At 74.7% G+C, this 13,302-nt stretch carries 9 protein-coding genes; 4 read left to right on the forward strand and 5 right to left on the reverse strand.

The window, feature by feature from the left end; all coding sequences use genetic code 11:
• Positions 1–240: 240 nt before the first annotated feature.
• The 3 genes from ettA to ACZ470_RS02030 are packed head-to-tail and all read left to right on the forward strand — an operon-like array spanning position 241 to position 2,988.
• A complete protein-coding gene (gene ettA / locus ACZ470_RS02020) occupies positions 241–1,905 on the forward strand; it encodes an energy-dependent translational throttle protein EttA (protein ID WP_468423526.1) in 1,665 nt (554 codons plus the stop codon).
• 4 nt (positions 1,906–1,909) lie between these two features.
• Positions 1,910–2,326 carry an acyl-CoA thioesterase gene (locus tag ACZ470_RS02025; RefSeq protein ID WP_468423528.1) on the forward strand — a complete coding sequence of 139 codons (417 nt, stop codon included), beginning with the start codon at positions 1,910–1,912 and terminating at the stop codon, positions 2,324–2,326.
• Positions 2,323–2,988 (forward strand): DUF8010 domain-containing protein, encoded by a 666-nt coding sequence (locus tag ACZ470_RS02030; RefSeq protein WP_468423529.1) that lies wholly within the window; start codon positions 2,323–2,325, stop codon positions 2,986–2,988. Before ACZ470_RS02025 ends, ACZ470_RS02030 begins: the two co-directional genes overlap by 4 nt.
• Positions 2,989–3,003: 15 nt before the next feature.
• Here the strand turns inward: ACZ470_RS02030 and ACZ470_RS02035 are convergent, their stop codons facing one another.
• The 4 genes from ACZ470_RS02035 to ACZ470_RS02050 all read right to left on the reverse strand — a co-directional run bounded on the left by ACZ470_RS02035 (position 3,004) and on the right by ACZ470_RS02050 (position 10,623).
• Entirely contained in the window at positions 3,004–3,972 is a 969-nt protein-coding gene (locus ACZ470_RS02035) for an ABC transporter ATP-binding protein (protein ID WP_468423531.1), read from the reverse strand.
• 37 nt (positions 3,973–4,009) lie between these two features.
• Positions 4,010–6,760, reverse strand: coding sequence for an FtsX-like permease family protein (locus ACZ470_RS02040; RefSeq protein ID WP_468423533.1), 2,751 nt, complete (start codon positions 6,758–6,760; stop codon positions 4,010–4,012).
• Between the two features lies 1 nt (position 6,761).
• Positions 6,762–10,007: an FtsX-like permease family protein gene (locus tag ACZ470_RS02045; protein ID WP_468423535.1), complete on the reverse strand. Its 3,246-nt coding sequence runs from the start codon at positions 10,005–10,007 to the stop codon at positions 6,762–6,764.
• A 202-nt stretch (positions 10,008–10,209) separates the two neighbouring features.
• Positions 10,210–10,623, reverse strand: coding sequence for a globin (locus ACZ470_RS02050; RefSeq protein WP_468423537.1), 414 nt, complete (start codon positions 10,621–10,623; stop codon positions 10,210–10,212).
• Between the two features lie 53 nt (positions 10,624–10,676).
• On the opposite strand from ACZ470_RS02050, the gene ACZ470_RS02055 reads away from it, so the two are divergent.
• On the forward strand, positions 10,677–11,657 hold the full coding sequence (locus tag ACZ470_RS02055; RefSeq protein ID WP_468423539.1) for a methyltransferase domain-containing protein: 981 nt from the start codon (positions 10,677–10,679) through the stop codon (positions 11,655–11,657).
• Positions 11,658–11,663: 6 nt separating this feature from the next.
• Here the strand turns inward: ACZ470_RS02055 and ACZ470_RS02060 are convergent, their stop codons facing one another.
• Entirely contained in the window at positions 11,664–13,289 is a 1,626-nt protein-coding gene (locus tag ACZ470_RS02060; protein WP_468423541.1) for an FHA domain-containing protein, read from the reverse strand.
• Positions 13,290–13,302: the final 13 nt, after the last annotated feature.

Below are 13,302 nucleotides of genomic sequence, written 5' to 3' on the forward strand. Positions count from 1 at the left end.
AACCACTCGACACCCCTCGGCCGTGGGCCGTCGCCCTTGCGCCGGCTCGTTGAGGATCACCTCGTGCGCGTGCAGCACGGTTTCTCGTGCCCTGGTGCCACAGTGATCCGACGCAGGCGACGTCCACGAAACCCCAGGTCGGAGGAGTCGGGCCATACGCGTTTCCTCACAGGGGTAGCGGTACGGCAAGATGGGGTGTATCTGCCCACTGCCAGATTTCAAGCTGCCGGACGGTTTCTCTTGGCTGAGTTCATTTACACCATGCGCAAGGCGCGCAAAGCGCACGGCGACAAGGTGATCCTCGACGACGTCACCCTGAGCTTCCTGCCGGGGGCGAAGATCGGTGTCGTCGGTCCGAACGGTGCCGGTAAGTCGACCGTTCTGAAGATCATGGCGGGGCTGGAGCAGCCGTCGAACGGTGACGCCTTCCTCACTCCCGGTTACACCGTGGGCATCCTGCTCCAGGAGCCCCCGCTGAACGAGGACAAGACCGTCCTGGAGAACGTCCAGGAGGGTGTCGCCGAGGTCAAGGGCAAGCTCGACCGGTTCAACGAGATCGCCGAGCAGATGGCGACCGAGTACACCGACGAGCTCATGGACGAGATGGGCAAGCTCCAGGAGCAGCTCGACCACGCCAACGCCTGGGACCTCGACGCCCAGCTGGAGCAGGCCATGGACGCCCTGGGCTGCCCGCCCGGCGACTGGCCGGTCGCCAACCTCTCCGGTGGCGAGAAGCGCCGCGTGGCGCTGTGCAAGCTGCTCCTCGAGGCGCCCGACCTGCTGCTCCTCGACGAGCCCACCAACCACCTCGACGCCGAGTCGGTGAACTGGCTGGAGCAGCACCTCGCCAAGTACGAGGGCACCGTCGTGGCCGTCACCCACGACCGGTACTTCCTGGACAACGTCGCCGGGTGGATCTGCGAGGTCGACCGCGGCCGGCTGCACGGCTACGAGGGCAACTACTCCAAGTACCTGGAGACCAAGGCCGCCCGTCTCAAGGTCGAGGGCCAGAAGGACGCCAAGCGGCAGAAGCGGCTCAAGGAAGAGCTCGAGTGGGTGCGGTCCAACGCCAAGGGGCGGCAGGCCAAGTCCAAGGCGCGTCTCGCCCGGTACGAGGAGATGGCCGCCGAGGCCGACAAGATGCGGAAGCTGGACTTCGAGGAGATCCAGATCCCGCCGGGCCCGCGCCTGGGCAACGTGGTCGTCGAGATCAACAACCTGAGCAAGGGCTTCGGCGAGAAGCTGCTCATCGACGACCTCAGCTTCACACTGCCGCGCAACGGCATCGTCGGGGTCATCGGGCCGAACGGCGCGGGCAAGACCACGCTGTTCAAGATGATCCAGGGTCTCGAGGAGCCGGACTCCGGTTCCATCAAGGTCGGCGAGACCGTCAAGATCTCGTACGTCGACCAGAGCCGCGCCAACATCGACCCCAAGAAGACCCTGTGGGCCGTGGTCAGCGACGAGCTGGACTACATCAACGTGGGTCAGGTCGAGATGCCGAGCCGTGCCTATGTCTCGGCCTTCGGGTTCAAGGGACCGGACCAGCAGAAGCCGGCCGGGGTCCTCTCCGGCGGTGAGCGCAACCGCCTCAACCTCGCGCTCACCCTCAAGCAGGGCGGCAACCTGCTGCTCCTCGACGAGCCCACCAACGACCTCGACGTCGAGACGCTCAGCAGCCTCGAGAACGCGCTGCTGGAGTTCCCCGGGTGCGCCGTGGTCGTCTCCCACGACCGGTGGTTCCTGGACCGTGTGGCCACGCACATCCTCGCCTACGAGGGCGAGTCCAAGTGGTTCTGGTTCGAGGGAAACTTCGAGTCGTACGAGAAGAACAAGATCGAGCGGCTCGGCCCGGACGCCGCGCGTCCGCACCGCGCCACCTACAAGAAGCTGACCCGGGGCTGATCTCTTGCGGCACATCTACCGCTGCCCGCTGCGCTGGGCGGACATGGACGCGTACGGCCACGTCAACAACGTGGTGTTCCTCCGCTACCTGGAGGAAGCCCGTATCGACTTCCTGTTCCGCCCGGAGAAGGACTTCAAGCAGGGGTCCGTGGTGGCGCGCCACGAGATCGACTACAAGCGGCAGCTCGTCCACCGGCACACGCCCGTGGACATCGAGCTGTGGGTCACGGAGATAAGGGCGGCGTCCTTCACCCTCACCTACGAGGTGAAGGACGACGACCTCGTCTACGTCCGCGCGTCGACGGTGATCGTGCCGTTCGACTTCGAGTCGCAGCGTCCGCGCCGGCTCACCGAGGAGGAGCGCGAGTTCCTCCGGGAGTACATGGACGCCGATGACGAGGAGGAGGCCGTCGCCGCATGACGGTGCTCCACCTCGCCGACGAAGGGGAGGCCGCGGATCTCGCGGCCTTCCTCTCCCGGCTGCTGCACTACGACCGTTCCGCCGCGGTGCGGTTGCAGGCGGCCGGCACGGCGCTCGCCGTCTTCGGGCGGCCCCCGTCGTTCGAGGTGCTGGCGATCCGCGCCGTACGGCTGGCGAAGCCGTACGAGAACGGGCTCGACGTCACCCTGGACGTGACCGTGTCCGCCGGTGAGCTGCTGGAGTCGGTGGACGAGTCCGCCGCCACGGCCGCCGTGCCGGGTGCGGTGACCGGACCGCCGTGGGCCGGGGTGCTGCCGCCGCGCGGCGGCTGGCGGGCCGAGCCCGGACTGCCGGCGCCGCAGGAGCTGCGCGGGCTGGTCGCCGCGTCGGTCGCGGAGTTCCGTTCCCGTACGGAGGAGCTGGCGCCGGACCGGCGCACCCGGGCCGAGCTCGACCGGATCGGGCGGGAGATCTGGTCCCGCACGGTCGCGGAGACCGGCCTTCCGGTGCGGGCGGTGCACGCCGCCCAGTCGCTCGGGTTCCTGCGGGGCGCCGAGCAGGGGCTGTTCTCCTCGGGTTCCTGGCTCCGGCTGCGCACGCCCTACGGGTCGGTCGCCGTGCGCCGGGCGGGGCTCGGGCCGCTGGGCCTCAGCGTGCGCTGAGACCCGTCCGCCCGCTCACTCCCGTCCGCTGTCGTCCGGGCGGACGGCGATGTGGTCAGGTTCCAGTTCCAGCGCGACGCGGTCGCGCATCCCCAGGGCCCGTGTGTACTCGGCGGGCAGCTGGAGGCGGCCGGCGCGGTCGAGCATCGCGTACTCGCGGGCGACCACGGTCTCGTGGCCGGTGGCGGCGTCCACCTCGCTGCGCCGCAGCACCTCCGTGGAGGTACGGCCGTCGCGGATGGCGACCGTGCGGCGGACCTCGCTCGCCACCGCCTGGTCGTGGGTGACGATCACGATGGTCGTGCCGAGCCGTTCGTTCGCGGTGCGGAACGCGCCGAAGATCTGCTCCGCCGTGTGGGAGTCGAGTTCGCCGGTGGGTTCGTCGGCGAGCAGCACCGACGGGTCGCCGGCGAGGGCCACCGCGATGGCGACGCGCTGCTGCTGACCGCCGGACATCTCCTGCGGACGCCGGTCCCGGCAGTCCGCCACCTCCAGCAACTCCAGCAGCTCCAGGGCGCGTTCGGCGCGGGCGCGGCGTGCGGCCCGGGAGCGGCCGCGGCGGCCGGCGAGTTGCATCGGCAGGGCGACGTTCTGCGCCGAGGTCAGATACGGCAGCAGATTGCGGGACGTCTGCTGCCAGACGAAGCCGACGACCTCACGGCGGTAGGCGAGGCGGTCCTTGGCGGTCATCGTGAGCAGGTCGCGGCCGGCGACCCGGGCCGCGCCGGCCGTCGGGGTGTCCAGCCCGGCCAGGATGTTCATCAGGGTGGACTTGCCGCTGCCGGAGGCGCCGACGAGCGCCATCAGCTCGCCCTCGCGCACCAGCAGGTCCAGCCCCTGGAGCGCCTGCACCTCCACGCCGTCCGCGGTGAACACGCGGACCAGCCGGTCGCAGGTGATGAGCGCGTCATGGCCGTAGGCGGGGCGGTCACGGTCGGCGGTGACCCGGTCGGCCAGCTCGGCGAGCGTGGGATGCGAGGTCATCGTGGGCCTCCTGCTTGGAGAGGGGGGACGCGAGGGTTCACCGGGCATCGCCCGCCCTCAGCTCGCGGACCGAGCCCCTGCGGCCCGTCCACCACGCCTGGGCCGCCGCCGTGCCGATGGTGACGGCCACCACGGCCAGTGCGGGCACCAGCAGGGACACCGGGTCGGTGCGCAGCGCCGCCCGTCCCGCCGGGGAGGAGGAGGCGGAGACGGCGATGGTCGACAGATCGATACCGGGGGACAGCAGCCGGATGGCGGCCCACGCCGTGACGGTCCCGCCGGCCGCCGCGAGCAGCGCCTGCGGCAGGGACTCCAGCACGAGCAGGCGGCGGCCCTGGGCGCGGGTGAGACCCATGGTGCGCAGCCGGGCCAGCAACGCGGCCCGCTCGGGCGCGGCCCGCAGCAGCGTCAGCAGCAGGGCGAGTACGGCGTACCCGGCGCCCGCCGCCACCGCCGCGGTGTAGACCCGCTCGGCGCCGGACTGGAGGGGCGAGCCGACGTACGCCGCGAGCCTCTCCGTACGGAGCTGGACCCGCGCGGCACTGCCCGCCGCCTCGCGGAGCGCGTCCGCGTCCGCGTGAGCGCCGGTCACCAGCAGCGCGGTCGGACGGGCGGAGCGGCCCGGCAGCCCGGACCGGTCCACGACCAGGAACTCCTCCCCGACGACCGCGGGGGTCCGCTCCCGCACCGCCACGATCCGTACGGTGACGAAGCCGCCGTCGTCCAGCCGCACCGGGAACGGCCGGGTGCCGTAGCGGTCGGCGACCGCGGGGGAGGCCAGGGCGGGCAGGTCCTCGCCGCCGGACGCCGTCAGCCGGTCCGCGGTGACGGCGCCGAGGCCGGTGTTCCGGGTGAGGGCCGCGTAGCCTTCCGGGTCGACCCCGGCCACCGGGACGACCAGCCTGCCGTCCTGGGGATACGCGTACGAGGAGACGCTCACGGCGGTGACGTCCCGTACGCCGGACACGCGCCCGAGCCGTTCGGCCAGGCCGGACGGCAGTGGCCGCAGCGCCTCGACGCGGGCGTCGGCGCCGACGGCGACCGTGGCCGCGCGGTCCCGGGCGTCGGCCACACCGGTGAGGACGGACCCGCCGAAGGCGGCGGTGGTCAGCGCGGTCAGCAGCGCCAGCAGGGGCAGCACCGCCGACCCGGACGCACGGCCGGCGCGGGCGAGTGACAGCGGACCGACCACGCCCCGCAGCCGCCCGGCCGGGCGGGCCAGCCCGCGCAGCGGCAGCGGGTACAGGCGCACCAGCACCAGCGCGGTGATCATTCCGACCAACACCGGGGCCAGCGAGACCAGTTCGTCCCCCGACGCTCCTTCCCCGTCCGACGTGCCGCGGGTGCGGAGCGCCACGACCGCGCCCACCGCCAGGGTGAGCAGCGTGAGTTCGGCGACCGTGCGACGCCGTGAGGGGCGGGCCGAGGCGATGTCGTCGCGGGCGGCGTGCACGCGGACCGCGCGGTGCGCGGCGACCGCCCGCAACGGCAGTGCCACACAGGCGAGCACGGCCACGGCGCCGGCGGCGACAACGGCGTACGGCAGCCGGGGCCCGGGGACCGTGAGCCGGGCGGCGGCCAGCCCCAGGGCGGCCGCCGGTACGGCGACCACCGCCGTCTCCGCCAGCAGCCGGCCGGCGAGACCGGGCAGGGAGGCGCCGCGGGCGCGCAGCAGCGTGAGTTCGGTGCGGCGCCGGTCTGCGGCGAGGCCGCCCGCCATCAGCAGGACGACGGCCGCGACCGTGCCGGTGCCGAAGGCGGCGACGGCGACCAGCGGCGCGATGGCGGAACGCAGTGCGCCGTACTCGGCGAACACCTCGTCGAGCGTGGCCTCCGACTCCACGTCGTCGGAGACGGCCGTCCGGGCCCGCTGGAGCAGCGGGCCGGCCTCCAGGGAAGCGACGGCGGACGTCGTCCGGGGCAGGTCGTGGGCGTGCATCGCGGAGGCGTCGGGGGCCAGCAGCCAGTACCGCTCGGGGCCCCCGGCCGTGCCCAGCGTCACCGGGGCCGCGTCCGGGTGCAGCAGCAGCGCGCCCATCCAGAACACGCTGCGCTGCGGGTCGCCGGGGACGTTCGTCAGGTACGGGGTGCGCAGCACGGAGGTGGCCGACCAGTACGCCTCCTGGGGCGCGCCAGGGTCGACGATGCCGGTGACGCGTACCGCGAGCGGGTCGCGTTCCACACCGGGCACGTGGAGCACGGACCCCACCTCGATGTTCAGCTTCCGTGCCGTCTCGGCGCTGACGGCGGCCTCGACCGCCGCCGTGGCCGCGGTGACGTCGTCCGGCGCCTCGGGCAGCCGCCCCTCCCGCAGCCGGGAGTGCTCGGCGAGCCCGCTCTGGGCGACGAGGCGGAACTGCGGGGGGACGTCGTCCGGCATGGCCAGCCAGGGGTCCGGGACCTCCAGCGGCCGGGTGGTGCGCACCCCGTGGGTGGACTGGTCCGGGTCGAGCGGCAGGGATCGGCCGGGCAGCGGGAAGATCTTGGTGTAGGCGTCGCGCACCGCGTCCTCACGCAGCCGCGCCTCCCGCTGTTCCTGCGTCAGGGCGAGGTCGGCTTGGGCGCTGCTGTAGAGCTGCACGGTGGTGCGGGCGGGGCCGGCGGCCTCCATGGACCGGCGCAGCCCCGCGTCGCCGTACCGGTCGACGGCGAGCGGCAGCGCGGCGGCCAGGAACGCGGTCACCGCGACCAGCAGCGCCAGCGCCACGGCTCCACCGGGCGCCGACCGCAGCCGCGTACGCACCCAGGGAGCGACGGCGCGCGGCCGCCTCGCGGTCCGGACGGTCACGTCACTCGCCTCCCCGTTCGCGCAGCGAAGTCACCGGTGCCGCCCTGCGCAGCGCCAGGACGGCCGTGATGAGCAGGGGGGCCACCGAGACGGCGGCCAGCAGCGCGGCCACCCGCGCGGCGGGCAGTTCCACCAGGACCTCGGGGACCGGGCGGGTGGCCTCCGCCGTCAGCATGATCAGGGGAATCACCGCCCGGGCCAGGACCGCGCCCAGCAGCACGCCCACACCCAGCGCCAGACCGACCAGCACCCCGTGCTCGACGAGCACCACCCGGGCCAGCCGCCGCCGGGAGGCGCCCAGGGCGCGCAGCACCGCGAACTCGGTGGACCGCTCCCGCAGGGAGCCCGCCGCGCTCACCGCGAACCCGACCGCCGTCAGCGCCGCCGCCGCGAGGGCCGCCGCGCCGAACACCGCGCCCGGTCCGGCGCCGAACGGGTCGTCGCGCAGCTCCGCGGCGATCTCGTCCCGCACCACGACCCGGGACGGGTCGATGTCGGGCCGGTCGCGCAGCGCCGCCGCCACCCGTGCCGACGCGCCCGGCGCGGTCGCCAGCCACCATTCGTTCGGTGGCGCGCTCCCGCCCTGGCGGGCCTGGACCAGCCGGTTGACGGAGCGCAGGTCGACCAGGAGGGCGCCGCCGTCGTCCTTCGCCCCGGTGGGCGTGGACGGCAGCTCCCGCACCGCCCGGACGATCCGCACCGGCACGGTGGAGTCGCCGATCCGCACGTCGACCCGCTGTCCGGGACGGGCGCCCGTGGAGTCGAGGTACCGGTCCGTGGCCAGGGCGGCGACCTCGGGCGCCGCCCGCTGCGGGACCCGGAGGCCGATGGTGAGCGGCGAGCCCCGCCACGACATGTCCACCGGGACGTAACCGGTGCCGTAGTCGACGGTCGTGGCGTCGCCCGAGGTCACGCGGGGCAGGGTCGGGCTGGTCCGCGCGCCGGGGGAGGGCGCCGCGCCGTCCGCGCGTACCGACGTCTTCCACTTGTCCGGCAGTCCCAGCTCCCGGTCCCGCCCGCCGGAGTCCGTGGCGGTCAGCGCCGCGAGGGTGAGCCGGTGCCGCTCGGCCTCGCCGACCGGCTGGTAGAGGTCCAGCTGGAGTCCGGTCAGCGTCAGGGCGCCGAGCGGCGCGTCGGCGACCGCCGCCAGGTCGAGGGCGAGCGTGTGGGGCCGTCCGTCGCCGTGGAGCCGGCCGAGGTCGAGCGCCCACGAAGTGCCGTAGGAGTCGACCACGGTGGCGCCGACGTCGACCGCCGTCCCCGGTTCCGCGCCCCGCAGCCGGGCCGTCAGCGCCAGGCGCGCGGTGCCCGACGGCACGCGGACGCCCGCCACGGTGCCCTTGGGCGCCAGCTCGGCCGCCATCGTGCGCAGGGGCGCCGGGGCGAGGTCGGAACGCATCAGCACGGTGTCCGCCGCGTGCGCCGTGTCCAGCGCCAGCACGGTCGCCGTACGACCGCCGGAGAGCGGCACCGTCGTACGGACGGCGGGAGCCGCCGCGCGTACGCCGGGGACGGCAGCGTACGCCTGGGTGCGGCCGAAGCCGGAGTCCCCGGCGGCCAGGACCCGCACCCGTGCCCCGGCCCGGAAGTCCGCCTGGTCGTCCTGCGAGCGCTCCCAGGAGGAGGCCTGGCCGATCGCCAGCATGCCCAGCGCCACGGCGAGCACCAGCAGCAGCATCGGGCCCGCGCCGCGCATCGGACGGCGGCTGAACTGCCAGCCCGCCAGCGCCCCCGGCAGCCCGCGGCCGGCCGCAGCCCGCCGCTCGGCCAGCCGCGCCACCGGCGGCAGCAGCCGCAGCGTCAGCACCGTACCGGCGAGCAGCGCCAGCGCCGGGGCGACGACGAGCAGCGGATCGACACCGAGGTCGTCGCCGACCGCACCGGAGGGCCGACGGCTCAGCTGCCAGTACGCGACGCCCGCCACCACCAGCAGTCCCAGGTCCGCGCCCGCGCGCACCACGCCGGGCAGCGGCTTGGCACGGCCGGCCCTGAAGGAGGAGGTGAGCGCCGGGACCGTGACGGCCAGCGCGCAGCCCAGCGCCACCGCCGCCGCCACCAGCCACACCGCGCCGCGGCCGGCGACCGTGCCGACGGCGGCGTCCGGACGCAGCCCGATCCGGGCCAGCGCGCCCTGCCCGGCCAGCAGCCGGACGAGCGGTCCCGCGAGCAGCGGGGCGCAGGCCGCCGCCGGGACGGCCAGCAGCAGCGCCTCCAGCGCGGCGAGCCGGGCCACCTGGGCGCGGGACGCGCCGCGGGCCCGCAGCAGCCGGGTCTCGCCCGCGCGTTCGGAGCTCAGCAGCCGGGCCACCAGCAGCAGGGCGCAGCCGGCGAGCAGGACCAGCTGGAGGGCGATGATCAGGAGGGTCGAGCGGGAGACGAGCAGGGAGCGCTCGACCCGGTCGAGCACCCCGGGCAGCCCGCTCGTCGCGGTCGCGGTGCCGCCCAGCGCCTCGTCCTCGGGCAGCGCGGCCGTGCCCTCGCGCGCCGCCGTGCGCAGCGCGTCGATCCGCTCCGTGCCCATCGCGGAGAAGTCGGCCGACGCCAGCCACCCCGACCCGCCCGCGCTGACCCGGTCGCCGTTGAGCACGGAGGGGTCGGCGAGCAGCGGGCCGTACGTGGTGAAGTGCAGCTTGACGACGCCCCGGCCCTTCAGCTCGTCCAGCTGCCAGTACGGGGCGGTGGTGTTCACGGGCCGGTACACGCCGGTGACGCGCACCTTCGCGGGCGGCCCGTCGAGCCGGTCGGTCAGCGTGAGCCGGGCACCCGGCCGCAGGCCGAGGGTGCGGGCGGCGGCCTCCGGGAGCGCGGCCTCGATCTCCGTGCCGGCGCTCTCCCGGGGCATCCGGCCCTCGGTGATCCGCAGCTGGGCCGGGTCGAGCGCCGCGAAGTGCGTGAGGTCGGGGTCGTCGGTCTCCGCGCGCCGCTCCGGCGTGCGCAGGGAGTCGGGCAGGGCGTACGGGCCGGAGCGGGTCAGGGTGCGCAGGGTCACCGGCAGCCCGTCGAAGGCCTCGCGGGCTCCTTCGCGTACGGCGGCGCCGGCGGCGGAGCGACGGCCCGCGGGGATGTCGGCCTTGACGGCGAGCGTGGTGGCGGCGGCGTCACGTGGGTCGGACAGGGCGTGGCGCAGGGCGGCGTCGCCGATGGTCGTGGAGTACGCGGTGAGCGTCGCCAGGACCGATGTGGTGAGCAGGACCGTGAGCAGCGCGGCCGCGAGCAGCGGCCGGTGCGCCCGCGCACGGGCGAGCACGAATCTCGCCCACCCCCCAGCGGCAGTCACTCAACCCCCCGTGGTTGTCCAGACCTCCGGGTGATGTTGTCAGAGGGGCCGCGGTGGGGGTAACCGGTCGGAGCGCGGGCTTGACCGGATTGTGATCGGAATGCGGTCAGGGATCACCGAAATCTGACCGGAGGGGTCGGGGATCCCTGCTCAGTACGGACTCGGTCCGGTCTCAGTCCGGGGAGTTGATCATGGAGGCGGCCGCGTAGGTCAGGTACTTCCACAGGGTCTGCTCGTGCTCCTCGGACAGGCCGAGCTCGTCGACGGCGTCCCGCATGTGCTTCAGCCACGCGTCGTGCGCCGCCCGGTCCACCTTGAACGGCACGTGCCGCATCCGCAGCCTCGGGTGGCCGCGGTTCTCGCTGTAGGTGGTCGGACCGCCCCAGTACTGCATGAGGAAGAGCACGAGCCGCTCCTCGGCCGGGCCCAGGTCCTCCTCGGGATACATGGGCCGCAGCAGTGGGTCCTCCGCCACTCCCTCGTAGAAACGGTGGACGAGCCGGCGGAAGGTCTCCTCCCCGCCGACCTGCTCGTAGAACGTCTGCTCCTGAAGCGTGCCGCGCCGAATCTCTGTCACGCCGTCCATGGTCTCAGACGGGACGGCGTAGGACCTGAGCCCTAGGGCCCTACTGTGGAGGCATGGGCGGGCAGGAGCGCGAGGTGCCTGACGGCCCCGCCGCCTCGGCGCGGGCGGGGCTCGTACGCGAGATCGGCGCGAGCGGGGCGTTCGACGCCGACCCGGTGTGGCGGGAGGCGTTCGCCGCCGTGCCGCGCCATCTGTTCGTGCCGTACTACTACGTCGGCGTCGTCGGTGGATACGAGCGCCGGTGGGGCGAGAACGCCGACCCCGACGCGCGCGAGCGGTGGCTGCGGGGCGCGTACGAGGACACCCCGCTGGCGATCCGGCTGCGCGACGGCGAGCTGATCTCCTCCAGCAGCCAGCCCTCCCTCATGGCGCTGATGCTGGCCGGACTGGAGGTCCGGGACGGGCAGAAGGTGCTGGAGATCGGCACCGGCAGCGGCTACAACGCCGCCCTGCTCGCCCATCGGCTCGGCGACGACGACCTGGTCACCACGGTCGACCTCGACCCGGACATCACCGAGTCGGCCCGCCGGCACCTCGACGCCGCCGGGCACCACCCGGCCGTCGTCACCGGTGACGGCGCACGCGGGGTGCCCGCACGCGCCCCCTTCGACCGGATCATCGCGACCTGCGCCCTGCCGTCCGTCCCGCGCGCCTGGCTCGCCCAGTGCGTCCCGGGCGCCAGGATCCTCGCCCCGTTCGCCACCGGCCTGGTCGCCCTCAGCGTGCGCGACGCCGGGCACGCCGAGGGACGCTTCCTGCACACGCCGGCCTACTTCGTCCCGCTGCGCGGGGCGAGCCGGTCGTGGAAGGAACAGCCCGATCTGGAAGGGCTGCCGTCCACGGCCCGGGGGAGCGACCTGTTCCGGTTCCTGCTGGCCCTGACCGCCGGCGCCCTCGCACCACGGGAGGCGTACGACGTCTGGGAGCGCGAGGGCAGGCCGCAGCGCGAACGCTACGGCCTCACCGTCGACGCCGGGGGCGACCGCGCCTGGCTGGACGACCCCGAGGGGCCGTACGTCTGGCCGGTGCCCTAGGGCCGCTCAGCCGCGGCGGATCGTGATGGTCGTCCAGGCGCCCACGTGGACCCGGTCGCCGTCCTGGAGCGGGACCGGGACGAACGGCTGGATCGGCTCGTCCGAGCCGTTGACCGTCGTACCGTTCGTCGAGTTCTGGTCGACGACCGCCCAGGTGCCGTCCGGCTGCTGCACCAGCACCGCGTGCTGGTGCGAGACGCCCGGGTCCTCCGGCGGGGTGGACAGATCGATGTCGGGGGTGTCGCCGGTGGAGTGGCGGCGCCGGCCGATGGTGATCTGGTTGCCGGTGAGCGTGCGCTGCTGCTCGGGCGAGTACGCGGGCAGGTTCAGGCCCGCGGCCTCGGGGCCGGAGCGCTGCATCATCGCCATGAAGTACTCACGGTCCGGACCGATGGTCGCGGTCCAGGTCGCCGGGCCCTGCGGCGGGCGCGGCTGCTGCGGGAAGCCACCGGGGCCGGGCGGCGCCTGGGTCGCACCGGGCTGCGGATAGCCGTAACCGCCGCCGTGGCCGGGGCCGTTCGGGCCGCCGGGACCCGCGCCACCGGGGCCGCCGCTCGGCGGGGAGATCACCCAGTCGTCGTCACCGCCGCCGAAGGCGGGTCCGCCCGGCTGCGGGCGGCCGGTGTCCTGCGGGTACGCGGGCGGGGCCGGCGGTCCGGACTGGAACGCCTGCGGAGTACCGGGGCCGTTGGGGCCACCGGGGCGGTTCGGATCGCCGGGGCCGTTCGGGCCACCCGGACCACCGAAACCACCAGGGCCGTTCGGCCCGCCAGGGCCCCCGGGACCGTTCGGGCCGCCGGGCCGGTTCGGATCGCCGGGACCACCGAATCCACCTGGCCCACCGGGGCCGTTCGGGTTCCCAGGACCGCCGGGACCACCGGGGCCGTTCGGGCCCGCAGGGCCGCCGGGACCACCGAAACCACCGGGCCCACCAGGGCCGTTCGGACCTCCAGGACCGCCGGGGCCGTTCGGGCCCTCAGGACCGTTCGGGCCGCCGGGACCACCGAAACCACCAGGCCCACCGGGGCCGCCGGGGCGGTTTGGATCGCCGGGACCGCCGGGGCCGTTGGGGCCACCGGGACCACCGAAGCCGCCAGGTCCACCGGGCCCACCGGGCCCGCGCGGGCCAGGCGGTGGCGGTACCGGGCGGGACGGGTCGCCGCCGAAGCCGGGCGGGCCCGGAGGGATCGGCTCGGCGGGCCGGTTCATCTGCGAGGGACGCGAGCCCTGGTAGTCGAAGGAGTCGCCGCCGCCGTACGACGGACCGCCGGGCGGCTGCTGGAAGGGCCCGCCCGGACCGGGGCCGGGGGCCGGCGGACGCGGGGCGGCCGGGGTGTACGAGGTCGCCGTGTTCGTCAGGAAGTTCCAGCGGCACTCCTCGCAGAACGGCGCCGCGCCCTCACGCGGCGTACGGCACTGCGGGCACAGCTCCGGCTGGGCGCCACCGGGTCCGCTGAAGCCACCGGGTCCGCCGGGGCCACCGGCGGGACCGCCGGGCGGCGGGAATCCGTAGCCGCCGCCGGGCGCGGGCGGCGGGGGAGGAGGTGGGGGCACGGCACCCGCCATGCGGTGACCGCACACCTCGCACCAGTCGTCGGAACCCGACTGGTGTCCGTTCGGGCAGGTCGGCATGTCGGCGCTTCCC

It is taken from the genome of Streptomyces sp. NPDC031111 (genome assembly GCF_055570675.1).